Origin of the sequence: Rhizobium sp. BK529 (genome assembly GCF_014194105.1) — a bacterium.
Lineage (GTDB): Bacteria > Pseudomonadota > Alphaproteobacteria > Rhizobiales > Rhizobiaceae > Rhizobium.
Map to the genome: position 1 here is coordinate 66,974 of NZ_JACIAU010000006.1, position 17,743 is coordinate 84,716.

A 17,743-nucleotide genomic window follows, 5' to 3' on the forward strand; every position below is an offset into this window, starting at 1 on the left:
GAACAGGATCATGGACGCCACCAACACTGAAAAGCGCCCCTTCAACCTTTCACGCTGGGCAATCGGCCATCCGAGTATCGCACGCTTCCTTTTCGGGCTGATCCTGATTACCGGCGTGCTCGGCCTGACCCGCATGGGCCAGAAGGAAGACCCGGATTTCACCTTCCGCGTCATGGTGGTGCAGGCACTCTGGCCGGGTGCATCCCTCCAGGACATGGAAGATCAGGTCACCAACAAAATCGAGCGCAAGCTGCAGGAAACGCCGCATCTCGACTGGGTGAAGTCCTACACGCGCGCCGGCAGCACGATCATCACCGTGCAGGTGAAGGGGGATACCGATAGTGCCCAGGTGGCGGACGCCTTCTATCAGGTGCGCAAGAAGGTCGGCGACATCAACAGCGACCTGCCGCAAGGCCTGCTCGGTCCCTATTTCAATGATGAATTCGGCGATACGTTCATCACGCTGCATTCAATCAGCGGCGACGGCTACTCCTATCCGGAGCTGAAGAAATTCGCGATCCAGGCGCGTGACATGCTGTTGACGACGCCCGGTGTCGAAAAGGCCGTCATCATCGGCGACCAGCCGGAAAAGATCTATATCGACGTCTCCTCGAAGGCGCTCGCCGAACGCGGCCTGACGATCCTCGACCTGCAGAACGCCATCAAGGGTCAGAACGCCGTCGATCCGGCAGGCAATGTCGATACGGGTCTGCGCTCGGTGCGCATCTCCGTCGAAGGCAATGTTCACAAGGTCGAGGATATCAGAGAACTGCGCCTGCGCTCCGGCAATCAGGTGACGCGGCTTGGCGATATCGCCACCGTCACCTCCGGCCTCGAAGATCCCTATCAGCGCAAGTACCGCTTTAACGGTCACGAGAGCGTGCAGGTCGGCGTCGTCATGGCCAAGGGTTTCAAGGTCACCGATGTCGGCAAGGATGTGGAAGCGACCTACAAGCGCTTCGAGGATTCGCTGCCCTATGGCGTCGCCGTCGACCAGATCTCCAACCAGCCTGATGTCGTGACCGATGCGGTCAGCGAGTTCATGCATGCGCTTGGCGAAGCCCTTGCCATCGTGCTCGTCGTGTCGTTCCTGTCGATCGGCTGGCGCTCGGGGCTCGTGATTGCGATCGCCATTCCACTGGTCCTGGCTGCGACCTTCGCCATCATGTACGAACTCGGCATCGACCTGCAGCGTATTTCGCTCGGCGCGCTCATCATCGCGCTCGGCCTGCTCGTCGACGATGCGATGATCGTTGTGGAAATGATGGAGCGGAAGCTCGAAGAAGGTCTTGTCAAGATCGATGCGGCGAGTTTCGCCTATTCCTCGACCGCCTTCCCGATGCTGACGGGTACGCTGATCACCACGGCCGGGTTCATTCCCGTCGGCTTTGCTGCGTCGACGGCCGGCGAATATGTGCGCTCGCTCTTCTATGTCGTCGGCATCGCGCTGGTGACCTCGTGGTTCGTGGCAGTCTATTTTACGCCGTGGCTCGGTTACATGATCCTGAAGCAGCGTCACCATGCGGGTGAGCATCATGACGTGTTCGACACGCGCTTCTATCGTGGCCTGCGGCGCACGGTGGGCTGGGCCGTGCGCCATCGCGTCATCGTGCTTTCGCTGACGCTCGCCACCTTCGTTGCCAGCCTCTGGAGCTTCCAGTTCATTCCGCAGAATTTCTTCCCGCAGTCCTCGCGTCCGGAAATCCTCGTCGATCTCTGGCTGCCCGAGGGCACCAGCATCAAAGAAGTGGAGGCCCAGGCCAAGGCGCTGGAAGCCAAGATGATGGATGACAAGGACAAGAAGTTCATCGCCACCTACATCGGCGAAGGTGCGCCGCGCTTCTTCCTGCCGCTCGACCAGCAGCTTCGCAACCCGAACTATGCCCAGCTTCTGATCATGGCCAATGACGAGCCGGCGCGTGAGCGGCTGATCACTAAGCTCAGGTCGATCCTGGCGGAAGATTTCCCCTCCATCCGTGGCAAGGTCGACCGCCTCTTCCTTGGCCCGCCGACGGGCTGGCCCGTGCAGATGCGCGTGATGGGTCCCGATCGTGCGGAAGTACGTGAGATCGCTGATCAGGTGAAGGAGCGCTTCACTAGGGATCCGATGCTTGGCGCCGTCCATGACGATTGGCTGGAGCCGGTGCCCGCCATGAAGCTGGTCATCGATCAGGACCGTGCCCGTGCACTCGGCGTCACTTCGCAACGCGTCCGCCAGATGCTGCAGACAGCTATGTCCGGCGCGCCGCTCGATGACTTCCGCGATGGCGAGGAGACGGTCTCGATCGTCGCCCGGGAGCCGGATGCCAATCGTTCGCTGCTCTCGGCCGTCAATTCGGTTTATGTGCCGACGGATTTCGGTGGCTACGTTCCGGTCTCGCAGATCGCCAAGGTCATGCCGGTGATGGAGCAGGGCGTCGAGTGGCGGCGCGACCGTTTGCCGACGATCAGTGTTCGTGCGACGCTGCCTGATGGCGTTCAGCCGAACGATGTCGTAACCAAGCTCTACAATGACATGCAGGACCTGCGCGACAGTCTGCCGGCTGGCTACAAGATCGAGATTCAGGGCGGTGCCGAGGATTCGGCCGAAAGCCAGGCCTCAATCGCTGCCAAGGCGCCGATCATGCTCGTCGTCATCATGATCCTGCTGATGGCGCAGCTTCAGCATTTCGGCAAGGCAATGCTGGTCTTCGCGACCGGCCCGCTCGGCATCATCGGCGCGGCTTCGGCCCTATTGATCAGTGGCGCGCCCTTCGGCTTCGTGGCGATCCTCGGCGTCATCGCGCTGCTCGGCATCATCATCCGCAACTCGATCATCCTCGTCGACCAGATCGATCAGGACATCAAGGCGGGCATGCACCGGCAGGAGGCAATCGTCGGTGCAGCCGTCCGCCGCTTCCGGCCGATCATTCTGACGGCGCTGACGGCGGTGCTGGCACTGATCCCGATCTCGCGAGGTGTCTTCTGGGGGCCGCTTGCCTACGCCATGATGGGCGGTATCCTGGTCGCGACCGTGCTGACCATTCTCGTGCTGCCGGCTGGTTACGCCCTGTTCTTCGGCCGTGAGCCGAAGACGAAGACAGACGAACATGCCAATGCCAACCAGGAAGAGGCGGACGGCGATATTCATCATCCGCCGGCATTGGCAGCCGAATGAGAAAAAAGGCGCGGTTTCGGCCGCGCTTTTATGTTTCAGATGATCTTTCGTTTCAGGCCATCGGATTCGGCAGGTAGCCGGTGAAGCCAGAGATTTTCCAGCGGCCTTGATGCTTGCGGCAATAGTAAAGCGTCTGCCAGAGCATGCGATCACGTAAACCATCGGGGCGCAGGATGCTGCCGTCGAACTTCTTGTGCACCAGCGCCATGTCGCCATTGATCTCGATGTCTTCCAGCACCGTGGTGGTGAAGATCGCCGTGCGCGGATCTTCGGAGAAGCTCTGCTTCTTGAAATCCTCCGCCTGGCGCAGCCATTCGTCGCGATAGGCCGAAAGCGTCGGGAAGGCGAGGTGCCACTTGTCCGGGCTCACTTCCTTGCCGCCATCGATGCCGATGAAGCCGTCTTGAACGAAATCTTCGGCCACCTTGCTCCAGTCAGCGGCGAGGAAGGCGTCGATGTCGCGGTGAACGAGCATTTCCCAGATGGAATGGCGGGCTTCATCGGAGGCGGGGAGGGGGTTCTTGAAAGGATCTCTCATCGGGGCTCGCTTCGCATTGAATTGTCTCGATCTCCGCTGATGCCTGCAAATTGTCAAACCGCGAAAGCACGCGAGGAGACGATGGCGCTAAACGGGAGTAAAGATCGCCCTATATTCGTTGGAGGGAGGACATGACTGTGGCCGATTACCGTTTAGAAGCGAGCTGGCGCCCGGTCGAAGGAAGCTTCGGACGCTTCAGTTTCACGCTCTTCAATCTTTCTGACGAACCGCTTACCGGTTTTACACTCGCCTATACTTCGCTCACCCGGGTAGCAGAGGAACATGTCGCCGAGGGTGCCGTGCTCAAGCGGCGCGTTGCCAATCTTCACGAATATTCTCCGCCCGACGGGCTCACGCTCAAGCCGGGCGGCTGCTGGCAATTTTCCGTGGAAGGCCTGACGAATGGCCCGAGGCACGTCACGGCGGGTATCAAATCCGCCTACCTTACGCTTGCCGATGGCCGGCATGTCCCCGTCAGCTTCGGCGATCTGATGCTTGATAGCGTAGTGCACGGCGAATTGCCGGAGTTGCTGCCGAGGGGCGAAGTCACCGAGCCGTTCTCGCTGCTGCCCTGGCCACTGTCCCTGTCGATGCGGCCGGAGGAGATGCCGCCCATCGCGCTTTACCCGGCAGCCGGTTCACGCCCGGAGGATATCAAGGCCGTGGCGAAGGCGCTGGCGCTCTATCAGCGGCTCTTTCCAGCCGACAACGTGCCTTTCACGTTGCAGCCGGTCCAGGGCGGGCGACCGATCCGCTTCAAGGTGGAGTCCTCGATCATGCCGGAGGCCTGTGAGCTGCGCTTCACGTCACAGGAGATCATTCTTGCCACCGACGACGAGGCCGGGCGGTTCTATGGGCTGATCAGCCTCGCCCAGTTGCTGCATGGCGCGCGCCGGGACGCGGAAATCTTTCAGTTTCCGGTCTTCGGCGACATAGCCGACCAGCCTCGTTATGCTTGGCGCGGCTGTCATCTCGATGTTTCGCGTCAGTTCTATCCGGTGGCGGATATCGAGCGGCTGATTGATATCCTCGCCTGGAACAAGCTCAATATTTTTCACTGGCATCTGACTGACGATGAGGCCTGGCGACTGGAGATAAAGGCCTATCCGGAACTGACTGACATCGGTGCGAGACGCGGGCCGAACGAAGTTCTGGTGCCGCAGCTCGGCGATGGGGCCGAACCGCGTTCGGGACATTACACGCAGGATGACGCCCGCCGGATCGTTGCCCATGCGGCCTCCCTCTATGTGAATGTCCTGCCGGAGATCGATATTCCCGGTCATAGCACAGCAACGCTCGTCTCTCTGCCGCAGCTTGTCGACAGACAGGAGGCGCCAGGCAGCTATCGTTCGGCACAGGGCTATCCGAACAATGCGCTCAATCCGGCTGTTGAGTTCACCTATGAATTTCTCGGCAAGGTGTTTGACGAGATGGTGGCACTCTTTCCCTTTGAATATATCCATATTGGCGGGGACGAGGTGCCGCACGGTTCATGGCTCGCCTCACCGGCCTGCAAGGCCTTGATGGAGAAGGAGAGGCTTACCGGAACGGCCGAGCTTCAGTCGCATTTCATGCGGCGGATCAAGGCGATGCTTGCCGAACGCGGCAAGAAGCTTGCCGGCTGGAACGAGGTTTCGCATGGCGGTGGCGTCGATCGTGAGGGTACGCTGCTGATGGCCTGGGAAAAGCCTGAAGTCGGTATCGAGCTGGCTAGAGAGGGCTATGATATCGTCATGACGCCGGGCCAGGCCTATTATCTCGACATGGCCCAGGCCGAAGGGTGGAGAGAGCCGGGCGCCAGCTGGGCCGGTTTCACGCCTCCGGAAAAGACCTATGCCTACGAGGCCGAGGGCGAGTTGCCAGAGGACCTGAGAGACCGGATGCGTGGCATCCAGGCCTGCATCTGGGGCGAGAATTTCGTCTCGCGGGCCTATTTCAACCGCCTGGTTTTCCCGCGGCTGCCGGCCGTCGCAGAGGCAGCCTGGACCCCGACTCTACGCAAGGACTGGCTTCGCTTTGCCGTGATCGTCAGGATGTGGCCGCAGCTCTAAGTTCGGCTTTTGCGCAATTCCGGACGCAAAACCGCTATGCACTTTTGCTGGAATTGTTTCAGGCTGCTTCGGCCTTCAGGCCCAGAAGTGCTGCGCCGATCAGGCCGGGTTCGATGCGACATTCACTGCGCACCACCAGCGGCCGATCGAATTTCCGCAGGATGCGGGCGCGCACTGCCTGATCGAGTTCGGCGAGAAGCGGTTCGACATTCGAAAGGCCGCCCCCGACGGGCACGATAGTCGCTCCCGTTATGTTGATGGCGAGCGCCAGCGGCGAGGCGACGAGATCGACATAGACATCGATGGTGCGGTTGGCCTTTTCCTCGCCGCCTTGCCAGTTGGCGATGATTTCTTCGCTGGAGAGGTCGAGATCGTGCAGCGTCTTGTGCAGGCGTTCGAGGCCGCGTGCGCCGCCGATGGTATCGACGCAGCCCTTCTGGCCGCAGCCGCAGGCATAGGCGGGGATGGCGACTGGCGGGGTCCCTGCCTGCGATGCGATGATCGGGCCGTGGCCCCATTCACCGGCAAAGCCGCCTGACGCATTGATGAGGCGGCCATCGGAGACGACGCCGCCGCCGACGCCGGTGCCGAGGATGGCGCCGAAGACGATGCGGTGGCCGCGGCCGGCGCCGAGCTCGGCTTCCGCCATGGCGAAACAGTCGGCATCGTTGGCGATCAGCACGGGCAGGCCGAGCGCTGCCTCCAGGTCGGCGGCGAGGTTGCGGTTGTGAATGCAGGGGATGTTGGCGACGATCAAGCGCTGCGTGTCCGGGTCAACGACACCGGCAATCGAGAGCGCTATGAGGGACGGCTGTTCACCGTTCTCGGCGATAAAGCTCTTCAACGTTTCGACAAAGGCCGGAAAATTGTCCTTCGGGGTCGGGCGGCGGCCAAGCGGCACGATGTCGGATTCAGAATGTGCAAACCCGCCCTTGATGGCGGAGCCGCCGATATCGAATGAAATGATCATCTGATGTCTGCCAGTTATCTCTGCTGGGCGTCTGCTCGCACTCCTGGCGTCGAATTACAAGGATTATTCGATAAATTAACTAAGTTGCTGGCGAGCCTTCGCTCGATAATTGTCCGTCAAGGTCATGCTAATGGCATATTACACGGGCAAGCTCTTCGCTATTCACATACCGATACCGGATCTATGACAATCGAAAATACCGGAACCAACAGAACGACAGCCCGCAGACCTCGCCCGAAAGGCCGGCGGCTTTCCTCCATCCTGCGACAAATGGCGGCGGATCAAAGCCGCGAACGCGTCTCGATCGGCGATCTGTTCCAGACGATGGGCGGCCGGGCCATCGGCGCGTTGATGCTCATCTTCGCGTTGCCGAATGCTTTTCCGACGCCGCCCGGTACCTCCTCATTGCTCGGCGCTCCCTTGGTCTTCCTAGCTGCGCAGCTCACCTTCGGCCTCAAGCCCTGGCTGCCGCGGGCGATTGCGGCTCGCTCCATGCGGCGAGAGGATTTCGGGACTATCGTCGGGCGCATCCATCCCTGGCTTGCCCGGGCGGAACGGATGATGCAGCCGCGGCTTGGTATTTTCGTCGAACCGCCTGCAGAATATCTGGCGGGTCTTTGCTGTCTGGTGCTGGCGATCGTTCTCGTGCTGCCGGTGCCGCTCGGCAATATCCTGCCGGCAATTGCGATATCGCTTTTCTCCTTCGCGATTCTTGGCCGGGATGGGTTGTTTTCGCTTCTGGGCTTCCTCTTGACGGCGGTTTCGCTCACTGTCGCCGTTGGGGTTATTTACGGCCTCGTTAAGGCGGCCATCTACGTCGTCATGCGGTGGTTTGCGTAGGGAAGCGACTGCTCACTTTTTCAACGCCCTCGACATTTGCCCGATTTTTGTTTTGATCTGACGCCAGATAGACTCAAAGGGAATATTGGCGGCAGCACATGGTTAAGAAAGCGGAGACTTCCGGACGGCTGGATGATGCGGCGCGCGCCGGGTGGCTCTATTATGTCGCCGGCCGCACGCAAGACGAAATCGCCTCCGCCATGGGTATTTCTCGCCAGTCGGCGCAGCGGCTGGTGTCGCTTGCCGTAGCGGAGCGGCTGATCAAGGTGCGGCTCGATCATCCGATTGCCGCGTGCCTCGAACTCGGCAATCAGCTTCGCGAGAAATTCGGCCTCAAGCATGTAGAGATCGTTCCGAGCGATTCGGGTTCGTCCTCGATGACGGTCGGCATTGCGGAGGCGGCAGCTTCTGAAATCGAGCGGTGGTTGAAGCGCCCCGAGCCGATCGTGCTCGCGGTCGGTACCGGGCGAACCCTGAAGGCCGCCGTCGATCAGCTGCCGGCGATCGAATGTCCCAATCATCGCATCGTTTCATTGACGGGCAATATCGCGCCCGACGGTTCGGCTGCCTATTACAACGTCATCTTCAGCATGGCCGATGCCGTGAAGGCGCGGCACTATCCGATGCCGCTGCCGGTTCTCGTCACCTCGGCGGAGGAGCGAGAGCTTCTGCATGGCCAGCAGCTGGTGCGCTCAACGCTGGCGATCAGCGCGCAGGCGGATGTGACATTCGTCGGTATCGGCGAACTCGGCATCGACGGCCCGCTCTGCGTCGACGGTTTCCTTGAGAAAGACGAAATGATGGCGCTGATGCGCGGCGGGGCGGCAGGTGAGATCTGCGGATGGATCTTCGACGCCGACGGCAGGCTGCTCGACGACCCGATCAACGAACGTGTCGCGTCCGCTCCCATCCCGTCGCGCGATTCGTCTGTCGTCATCGGGATTGCCAAGGGCAAGCGCAAGTTCAAGGCAATCAAAGCTGCCATATCAGGCCATCAGGTGAACGGTTTGATCACTGACGAAGAGACGGCCGAGTTTTTGCTCAATAGCTGAGCAAAAATATTACACTTTTGAATCAATAACATAGCTCGATTGTTCGGCATCGCAGCAACGATTGCCGATTGACAAATTATCGCCATTGGTGAGTAATTGCCCATGAGCAAAGCGAATGCTCACACTCGTCTTCTGGGAGGAAGATATGACATTGAGAACTTTCCTGCTGGGCGCCTGCTCGGCAATAGCGTTTGCCGGCATGGCTTCGGCCGAGACGCTGACAATCGCGACCGTGAACAACGGCGACATGATCCGGATGCAGAAGCTGACGGATGATTTCAAGGCGAAGAATCCCGGCATCGACCTTGAATGGGTAACCCTCGAAGAAAACGTACTGCGCCAGAAGGTGACGACCGACATCGCGACCAAGGGCGGCCAGTATGACGTGCTGACGATCGGTACTTATGAAGTTCCGATCTGGGCAAAGCAGGGCTGGCTCCTGCCGCTGGACAATCTCGGCGACAGCTATGATGTGAATGACCTGCTGCCGGCTATCCGCAGCGGCATCAGCCAGGACGGCAAGCTCTATGCAGCTCCCTTCTACGGCGAAAGCTCCATGGTCATGTATCGCAAGGATCTGTTCGACGCTGCAGGCCTGAAGATGCCCGATGCACCGACCTGGGACTTCATTGCAGACGCTGCGAAGAAGATCACCAACAAGGACAAGGAAATCTACGGCATCTGCCTGCGCGGCAAGGCCGGCTGGGGCGAAAACATGGCCTTCCTGACGGCCATGTCGAACTCCTTCGGCGCTCGCTGGTTCGATGAAAAGTGGAAGCCGCAGTTCGATCAGCCCGAGTGGAAGGACACGCTGACCTTCTACGTCAACCTGATGAAGGAAGCCGGCCCTCCCGGCGCTTCTTCCAACGGCTTCAACGAAAACCTGGCGCTCTTCCAGACCGGCAAATGCGGCATGTGGATCGACGCAACGGTTGCTGCTTCCTTCGTAGCTGATCCGAAGCAGTCGAAAGTTGCCGACAAGGTCGGCTTTGCACTGGCTCCGGACAAGGGGCTCGGCAAGCGCGGCAATTGGCTCTGGGCCTGGAACCTTGCCATCCCGGCAGGCTCGCAGAAGGCAGAAGCAGCCGAGAAGTTTATCGCCTGGGCAACGAGCAAGGATTACACCAACCTTGTCGCCGAAAAGGAAGGCTGGCTGAACGCACCTCCCGGCACCCGCACTTCGCTCTATGCAAATGCCGAATATCAGAAGGCTGCTCCGTTTGCGAAGATGACGCTCGACAGCATCAACTCCGCCGATCCGACCAAGCCGACCGTCAAGCCGGTGCCTTATGTTGGCGTCCAATTCGTGGCGATCCCGGAGTTCCAGGGCATCGGCACGGCCGTAGGCCAGCAGTTCTCCGCAGCCCTTGCCGGCCAGATTTCGGTCGACCAGGCCCTGCAGAGCGCGCAGCAGCTGACCACCCGCGAAATGACCAAGGCGGGCTATATCAAGTAAAACCTCCTGAGCATGTACGGAATGCTTGACATTCCGCACCTCCGGGCCGCCGATCATCCGAACTGCATCGGCGGCCTCTTTTTTCAGAAACGTCCTGCAGCCGTTCCCGCTTCAGATCAGACCGGTGATTTGCCATGGCAACGTTACACACCCGCTCCGCAGCACGCCTGATGATGGCCCCTTCCGTGGTGCTTCTCTTCGCGTGGATGATCGTCCCGCTGGCGATGACGATTTACTTCTCCCTGCTGAACTACAATTTGCTCAGCCCGGGCATGGAAACCTTCGTCGGTCTCTTAAATTACCAATACTTCCTCACCGATCCGGCCTTCTTCGCCGCGCTCATCAATACGCTGGTGCTGGTCGCCGGTGTGCTCGTCATCACCGTCGTCGGTGGTATCCTCTTTGCGCTGTTGCTCGACCAGGATATTTACGGGCAGGGGATCGTACGCATCCTGGTGATCGCGCCCTTCTTCGTTATGCCAACAGTCGCAGCGCTTGTCTGGAAGAACATGTTCATGAACCCGGTCAACGGCCTCTTCGCCTATATTGCGAAGGCTGTCGGCTTGCAGCCGATCGACTGGCTGGCAACGATGCCGCTGTTCTCCATCATTCTCATTGTCGCCTGGCAGTGGCTTCCCTTCGCCACGCTGATCCTACTGACGGCACTTCAGTCGCTTGACGAAGAGCAGAAGGAAGCTGCCGAAATGGACGGCGCCGGCGCGATCTCGAAATTTATCTACATCATCCTGCCGCATATGGCCCGAGCCATCACGGTTGTGATCCTCATTCAGACGATCTTCCTTCTGTCGGTCTTTGCCGAAATCCTCGTCACCACCAATGGCGGTCCGGGCACGCAGAGCACGAATCTAACCTATCTCGTCTATGCCCAGGCGCTGCTGCAGTTCGATATCGGCGGGGCTTCTGCCGGCGGTATCGTGGCGGTTGTGCTTGCCAATATCGTTGCGATCTTCCTCGTGCGCCTCGTCGGCAAGAATCTGGAGGCTTGAGATGGCTAGAAAGGTTACGACCCAACACAAGGTCATCATGACCGCGATCGCCTGGGCGTTCGCTATCCTGATCTTCTTCCCGATCCTCTGGACGTTCCTGACGAGCTTCAAGTCGGAAGCGGATGCCATCGCTTCCCCGCCGCAATTCCTGTTCTTCCAATGGACGACGGAAAACTATGCGGAAGTGCAGAGCCGTTCCAACTATCTCAGCCACTTCATGAATTCGGTGGTGATCTCCTTCGGCTCCACGCTGATCGGCCTCATCATCGCTATTCCCGCTGCCTGGGCCATGGCCTTCGCGCCAACCAAGCGGACCAAGGACGTGCTGATGTGGATGCTGTCGACGAAGATGATGCCGCCGGTCGGTGCGCTCATTCCGATCTATCTGATGTTCCGCAATTCCGGCCTGCTCGATACGCGGACCGGTCTGGTGGTCGTGCTGACGCTGATCAACCTGCCGATCATCGTCTGGATGCTCTACACCTATTTCAAGGAAATCCCCGGCGAAATCCTGGAGGCTGCGCGCATGGACGGCGCCTCGCTCGTCAAGGAAATCGTCTATGTGCTGACGCCGATGGCGGTGCCGGGCATTGCCTCGACGCTGCTGCTCAATATTATCCTCGCCTGGAATGAAGCCTTCTGGACGCTGAACCTGACGGCATCAAAGGCAGCACCGCTCACGGCCTTCATCGCCTCCTATTCGAGCCCGGAAGGCCTGTTCTACGCCAAGCTTTCGGCGGCGTCGACCATGGCGATCGCGCCGATCCTCATTCTCGGCTGGTTCAGTCAGAAACAACTTGTCCGCGGCCTGACCTTCGGCGCGGTGAAATAAGATCATAGGGAGAGAAACATGGGCAGCATTACCCTTCAAAAGGTTTCGAAGGTCTTCGGCGAAGCCAAGGTCATCCCTTCGATCGATCTCGATATCAAGGACGGCGAATTTGTTGTCTTCGTCGGCCCGTCCGGCTGTGGCAAGTCCACGCTGCTGCGCCTTATCGCCGGTCTCGAAGATGTCTCCGGCGGCAAGATCGTCATTGACGGCAAAGACGCGACCGAGAAGGCGCCGTCCGAACGCGGGCTGGCGATGGTCTTCCAGTCCTATGCGCTCTATCCGCATATGAGCGTGCGCAACAACATCGCATTCCCTCTGAAGATGGCGGGCATGGATAAGGCAGAGATCGACCGCAAGGTGAACGATGCCGCGCGCGTGCTGAACCTCGGCGACTATCTGGACCGCAAGCCGCGCCAACTCTCGGGCGGCCAGCGGCAGCGCGTCGCCATCGGCCGCGCCATCGTTCGCCAGCCTTCGGCCTTCCTCTTCGATGAGCCCCTGTCGAACCTCGATGCAGCGCTGCGCGTCAACATGCGCATCGAAATCAGCGAGCTGCACCAGCAGCTCAAGACGACGATGATCTATGTGACCCACGACCAGGTGGAAGCCATGACCATGGCCGACAAGATCGTCGTTCTGAACAGGGGCAATATCGAGCAGGTCGGTTCGCCGCTGGAGCTCTACCGCAGCCCGCGTAACCTATTCGTGGCAGGCTTCATCGGTTCGCCGCGCATGAATTTCATCAACGGGCAGAATGCCGCGCAGCTCAATGCGCACACGATCGGCATTCGTCCCGAGCATGTGCTGCTGTCGACCGAAAGCGGCGACTGGAAGGGCAAGGTCACGGTCGCTGAGCATCTCGGCTCCGACACCTTCCTGCATGCCGATGTCGACGGCATCGGCATGGTGACGGCACGCAGCAATGGCGATTTTGCTTCCAGGGCCGGCGACACCGTGTACCTGACGCCGGACAAGACGCGCATTCATAAATTCAACGAGAGCGGCCTCGCGATCTGAGGCGGCCGCCGGCTGGGGGCAGACATGCGGACCGGGCGATCTCGTCCGATCCGCGCTACCGGAGAGGCCAAGAGCCTCTTCGCAAGACCTTCGAGAGGACTGAAACATGACGTGCAAACTATCGCTGGCAACGCTCGCCGAGGCGGCAAAGACCGCGGCCATTCCGGCTTACGACCGGGCGTCGCTGAAAGCCGGCATCGTGCACTTCGGCGTCGGTAACTTCCATCGCGCCCATCAAGCGATCTATCTCGACGATCTCTTCAATGCCGGCAGCGACCATAACTGGGCCATCATCGGCGCCGGTGTGCTGCCTTCGGACGCAGCCATGCGCGACAAGCTTGCGGCGCAGGACTTCCTGACGACTGTCGTCGAGCAGGACAACAACAGGACCGCGGCGCGTGTGACCGCGCCGATGATCGATATCCTGCCTGTCGGCGAACCTGATGTCATCATCGCCAAGCTTGCCGATCCTGAGATCCGCATCGTCTCCATGACGATCACCGAAGGTGGCTACTTCATCGATGCTTCCGGCAAGTTCAACCCAGCGCATCCGGCAATCGTCGCCGATGGCCAGAACCCATCCGCGCCGAAGACGGTCTTCGGTCTGATCGTCGCAGGCCTGAAGGCGCGGAAGGACAAGGGCATCGCGCCCTTCACCGTCATGTCCTGCGACAACATTCCTCACAATGGCGTCGTGACGGCAAATGCCGTTATCGGTACGGCGCAGCTTTCCGATCCGACCTTTGCCGACTGGATCAAGGCGAACGTCTCCTTTCCGAACGGAATGGTCGATCGCATCACGCCGGCAACCAGCCAGCGCGAGATCGATTTTCTCAAGGACAATTTCGACATCGAGGACAACTGGCCGGTCTATTGCGAAGAGTTCAAGCAGTGGGTGCTGGAAGACAAGTTCCCGATGGGTCGCCCGGCGCTCGAAAAGGTCGGCGTGACCTTCGTGCCCGATGTCACGCCCTATGAGCATATGAAAATCCGCATCCTCAATGGCGGTCATGCGGCGATCGCCTATCCGGCCGCGCTGATGGATATTCATTTTGTCCATGAGTCGATGGAGAACGATCTGATCCGCGCTTTCCTCGCCAAGCTCGAAAACGAGGAAATCATCCCGATCGTACCGCCGGTTCCGGATACGTCGCTTGCCGATTATTTCAAGCTGATCGAACACCGCTTCCTCAACCCCAAGATTGCCGATACGATCCCGCGGCTTGCACAGGACGGTTCCAACCGTCAGCCGAAATTTATCCTGCCCTCGACGCTCGACAATCTGCGCCAGGGCAAGGATGTCGTCGGCCTTGCGCTCGTCTCGGCGCTCTGGTGCCGCTACTTCTTCGGCAAAAGCGACAGCGGCAAGGACATCGTCTTCAACGATGCCAGTGCCGATCGCCTGCACGAAGCGGCGGTGAAGGCCAAGGACGATCCGGCCGCCTTCCTCGTCTTCGACGATATTTTCGGCGAAGCGGCGAAGTCCGAGCTTTTCCGCAAGCGTTTTTCCCATGCCCTCAAAACCCTGTGGGAAAAGGGCACGAAGGAAACCTTGCAGCTCTATCTCGACGGCAAGCTCGCAGTGTAAAGAATCCCGATGGCGGCATTTCTGCCGCCATCCCGGCCTTGCGGACAAAGCAGGACGGTCTCGTCCGAACTGAACTCAGGTTGGGTCTTCCATGGCTGATGCTGGACCACGGCTGGTCATTTTCGATTGCGATGGCGTGCTCGTGGACAGCGAGCCGATTTCGATCGGTGTCCTCGTCAGGGCGATGGCCGATCTCGGCGTGACGATTACCGAGGATGAGGCTTATGAGCGCTTCCTCGGCAAAAGCCTCGCGACGCTGATCGACATACTAGAGACGGAGTTCAATGTGCATGCCAACGAGGAATTCCTCGAAGGCATCCGCACCAATCTCTATGCCCGTTTCCGTACCGAGTTGAGGGCCATGCCCGGCGTCGGCGATACCATCGATGCGCTCAGCGTTCCCTGCTGCGTTGCCTCGTCCAGCCAGATCGAGCGGATCAAGCTGTCGCTTTCCGTCACCGGGTTATTGCCGAAGTTGCCGAACATCTTCAGTGCCAGCATGGTCAAGCGTGGCAAGCCGGCCCCGGATCTCTTCCTCTATGCGGCGGACCAGATGCATGTCGAGCCGCACGACTGCATCGTCATCGAGGACAGTCCGGCGGGTATTGCAGCAGCAAAAGCAGCAGGTATGACGGTTTTTGCCTTCACCGGCGGTTCGCACGCCAACTTCGCCGGTTATCGGGAAGAGCTTGACCGGCTTTCGCCGGAAGTCGTGTTTGACGCCATGCCGGAATTGATACACCTTGTCCGCCAGCAAAAGCGGGACGGGACTCAGCATTGATGCGTGATCATGTGGTTGCGGTGGATATCGGCACGGGCAGCGCGCGTGCCGGTGTCTTTGATGTGCGTGGCCACCTGCTTGCCAAGGCCGAACATCCGATCATCATGAACAGACCGCGGCAGAACCATGCCGAGCATGATTCCGAGGATATCTGGGCGGCTGTCTGCAGCGCGGTGCGCACGGCGATGGGCCAGTCCGGCATTGAGGCGGCCGCTATTGGCGCCGTTGGCTTCGACGCCACCTGTTCGCTTGTAGTGCGCGACACCGAGGGCAGGCAGATCAGCGTTTCCGCAGGCGGCGAGACGCGTTTCGACACGATTGTCTGGCTCGATCATCGAGCATTGAACGAAGCCGATTTCTGCACGGCGACGAAGCATGAGGTGCTGGAACATTCCGGCGGTGTCATGTCGCCGGAAATGGAAATGCCGAAGCTGATGTGGCTGAAGAAGAAGCTGCCGGCGACCTGGGAGAAGGCTGGCTATCTTTTCGATCTCGCCGATTTCCTGACGTGGAAGGCCACCGGCTCGCTTGCCCGCTCCCGCTGCACCCTGACGGCCAAGTGGAATTATCTTGCCCATAAGGAAAAAGGCTGGCGGCAGGATTTTCTGCAGCAGATCGGACTTGAGGATCTACAGGCGCGTGGTCATCTGCCGGACGAGGCGGCAGCAGTCGGCGAGAGCATCGGCAGGCTGACGCCGGAGGCTGCCGAAGGGTTGGGCCTGACGACCGATTGCTGCGTCGCGGCTGGAATGATTGATGCCTATGCCGGTGCGCTCGGCACGCTCAGCAGTTATGCCGGCGATCACGAGAAGCTGGAGCATCAGCTTGCGCTGATTGCTGGGACATCAAGCTGCGTTGTCGCCTTTTCCCGCGAGCGAAAACCGAGCCAGGGAATGTGGGGGCCTTACTACGAGGCAGTCTTTCCGCAATCGTGGCTCGTCGAGGCTGGCCAATCGGCGGCCGGCGGGCTGCTCGATCATATCGTGCGTATGCATGCGGCTGGCGGCGAGCCGAACACGGTGCTGCATCAGAGGATTGTCACCCGCATTGCTAAACTCAGGGCAGAAGAAGGTGATGCGCTCGGTGCACGGATCTTCGTCCTTCCGGATTTTCACGGTAACCGGTCGCCGCTGGCAAATCCGCATGCCGTCGGCGCCATCAGCGGGCTGACGCTCGATACGTCCTTCGATGGACTCTGCGCGCTCTATTGGCGGACCGCGGTCGCGATTGCGCTCGGCATCCGCCATATCCTCGAGACGATGAAGGGTTACGGCTATGTGCCGGATACGCTGCATGTCGCTGGCGGGCATGTAAAGAACCCGGTGCTGATGGAGCTCTATGCGGATGTTACCGGCTGCAAGGTCATCGTGCCTAAAATGAACGAAGCGGTGCTGCTCGGCACCGCGATCGCTGCGTCGGTTGCCTGCGGCTTACACAAGGATCTGGCGGCAGCGGGCAAGGCAATGTATCCGGGCGGCGCCGAACGCCTTCCCGACCGGAGCAAGCAGGCGATTTACGACCGGGACTATCGTCGCCTCCTTGCCATGTATCGTCACCGGGCAGAGTTGGAAGCCGTGGATTAGGTCAGCGGTTTGGCGGTTCACCGAGGATAGCTGCAAATTCTACCATGCGTCGGCGGCGCTGGCTTGCCTCCTCGCCGGCGCTCAAAATGACCGCCTCTGAAAGACAGTCTAGCAAGGCAATGAGCGGTGGCAGGTTATCCATATCGGGCGCGCGGGCAGGCGGCAAAGGCAGGACGACGTTCGACTGTTCAGGCAGCCAGTCTGCATGCTGAGCGGAAATCAGGATTACTTTGTAGCCGTAGCGTCGGGCGGTGCGCGCGAGCAGCCGCGATCTCGCAAAACGCCGGCAATCGATAATGACAAGCACGGCATCGTCGACGAAGGAACGGGCGAAAAGTTCGGTGAAGTGGTTAGCCGCGCCGTCGATCGGATGCACCCCATCCCGGGCCTGGGTCAATCGCTGACAGAAATGATTGGAGAAACCGGCAAGTCTGGCATCGGTTGCGACGAAGACCTCTCGGGAGGCGCCGATCATCGCGACGGCTTCACTCCAATTCGGCTGCGCGGTCAAATGATAGATGTGATGCAGTGCCTGTATCTGCTCGGCCACGAGAACAGCAAGCGCTTTACCTTCCGTCGCGTCAGCTTGCAGTTCCGTCATCGCGCTCTGGAACTGGACGGGCGAGGTCGTCGCCGTTTCACGGATCTCCACCTTGACACTGTCCAGGCCCTGATAGCCGAGAGCACGCAGGAAGCGCCCGACCGTCATCGGAGAAAGATCAAGCCGGTCGGCAACCGACGCGGCGGTTTCGAATGGCAGATCGCTTAAGTGTTCGGTGAAATATTTGGCGATGCGCCGTTCGGCGGGCGTGCCGGATTTTGCGTATTGCCTAAGCTTCTGTACAAAGTCTTCCACGCCGCAGCCTCCCCA

General features: G+C 60.0%; 14 protein-coding genes. 11 read left to right on the forward strand and 3 right to left on the reverse strand.

The window, feature by feature from the left end:
* Positions 1–10: 10 nt before the first annotated feature.
* A complete protein-coding gene (locus tag FHX08_RS27875; protein ID WP_132657153.1) occupies positions 11–3,157 on the forward strand; it encodes an efflux RND transporter permease subunit in 3,147 nt (1,048 codons plus the stop codon).
* A 52-nt stretch (positions 3,158–3,209) separates the two neighbouring features.
* Here FHX08_RS27875 and FHX08_RS27880 read toward each other — a convergent pair whose 3' ends face one another.
* Entirely contained in the window at positions 3,210–3,695 is a 486-nt protein-coding gene (locus FHX08_RS27880; RefSeq protein WP_132657152.1) for a hypothetical protein, read from the reverse strand.
* A 137-nt stretch (positions 3,696–3,832) separates the two neighbouring features.
* Between FHX08_RS27880 and FHX08_RS27885 the strand changes: the two genes are divergently transcribed.
* Positions 3,833–5,746, forward strand: a complete 1,914-nt coding sequence (locus FHX08_RS27885; RefSeq protein ID WP_132657251.1) for a beta-N-acetylhexosaminidase — start codon at positions 3,833–3,835, stop codon at positions 5,744–5,746.
* Positions 5,747–5,804: 58 nt separating this feature from the next.
* Here FHX08_RS27885 and FHX08_RS27890 read toward each other — a convergent pair whose 3' ends face one another.
* A complete protein-coding gene (locus FHX08_RS27890) occupies positions 5,805–6,716 on the reverse strand; it encodes an ROK family protein (RefSeq protein ID WP_132657151.1) in 912 nt (303 codons plus the stop codon).
* A 261-nt stretch (positions 6,717–6,977) separates the two neighbouring features.
* Between FHX08_RS27890 and FHX08_RS27895 the strand changes: the two genes are divergently transcribed.
* From FHX08_RS27895 to FHX08_RS27935, 9 genes are all read left to right on the forward strand, one after another.
* On the forward strand, positions 6,978–7,556 hold the full coding sequence (locus FHX08_RS27895; RefSeq protein ID WP_245508359.1) for an exopolysaccharide biosynthesis protein: 579 nt from the start codon (positions 6,978–6,980) through the stop codon (positions 7,554–7,556).
* 98 nt (positions 7,557–7,654) lie between these two features.
* A complete protein-coding gene (locus tag FHX08_RS27900) occupies positions 7,655–8,608 on the forward strand; it encodes a sugar-binding transcriptional regulator (protein ID WP_132657149.1) in 954 nt (317 codons plus the stop codon).
* Between the two features lie 145 nt (positions 8,609–8,753).
* Complete coding sequence (locus FHX08_RS27905; protein WP_132657148.1) at positions 8,754–10,064, forward strand: ABC transporter substrate-binding protein; 1,311 nt, start codon at positions 8,754–8,756, stop codon at positions 10,062–10,064.
* Positions 10,065–10,198: 134 nt separating this feature from the next.
* Complete coding sequence (locus FHX08_RS27910) at positions 10,199–11,071, forward strand: carbohydrate ABC transporter permease (protein WP_132657147.1); 873 nt, start codon at positions 10,199–10,201, stop codon at positions 11,069–11,071.
* 1 nt (position 11,072) lies between these two features.
* Entirely contained in the window at positions 11,073–11,903 is an 831-nt protein-coding gene (locus FHX08_RS27915; RefSeq protein WP_132657146.1) for a carbohydrate ABC transporter permease, read from the forward strand.
* A gap of 18 nt (positions 11,904–11,921) precedes the next feature.
* Positions 11,922–12,920 (forward strand): ABC transporter ATP-binding protein, encoded by a 999-nt coding sequence (locus FHX08_RS27920; protein WP_132657145.1) that lies wholly within the window; start codon positions 11,922–11,924, stop codon positions 12,918–12,920.
* Between the two features lie 106 nt (positions 12,921–13,026).
* Complete coding sequence (locus FHX08_RS27925) at positions 13,027–14,508, forward strand: mannitol dehydrogenase family protein (RefSeq protein WP_132657144.1); 1,482 nt, start codon at positions 13,027–13,029, stop codon at positions 14,506–14,508.
* Between the two features lie 91 nt (positions 14,509–14,599).
* Positions 14,600–15,289 carry an HAD family hydrolase gene (locus FHX08_RS27930; protein WP_132657143.1) on the forward strand — a complete coding sequence of 230 codons (690 nt, stop codon included), beginning with the start codon at positions 14,600–14,602 and terminating at the stop codon, positions 15,287–15,289.
* The gene (locus tag FHX08_RS27935; RefSeq protein WP_184328073.1) at positions 15,289–16,872 is read left to right on the forward strand and encodes an FGGY-family carbohydrate kinase; all 1,584 of its coding nucleotides are present in this window, start codon (positions 15,289–15,291) and stop codon (positions 16,870–16,872) included. The genes FHX08_RS27930 and FHX08_RS27935 overlap by 1 nt, the downstream gene beginning before the upstream one ends.
* 1 nt (position 16,873) lies before the next feature.
* Here FHX08_RS27935 and FHX08_RS27940 read toward each other — a convergent pair whose 3' ends face one another.
* Positions 16,874–17,728, reverse strand: coding sequence for a MurR/RpiR family transcriptional regulator (locus tag FHX08_RS27940; protein ID WP_132657141.1), 855 nt, complete (start codon positions 17,726–17,728; stop codon positions 16,874–16,876).
* Positions 17,729–17,743: the final 15 nt, after the last annotated feature.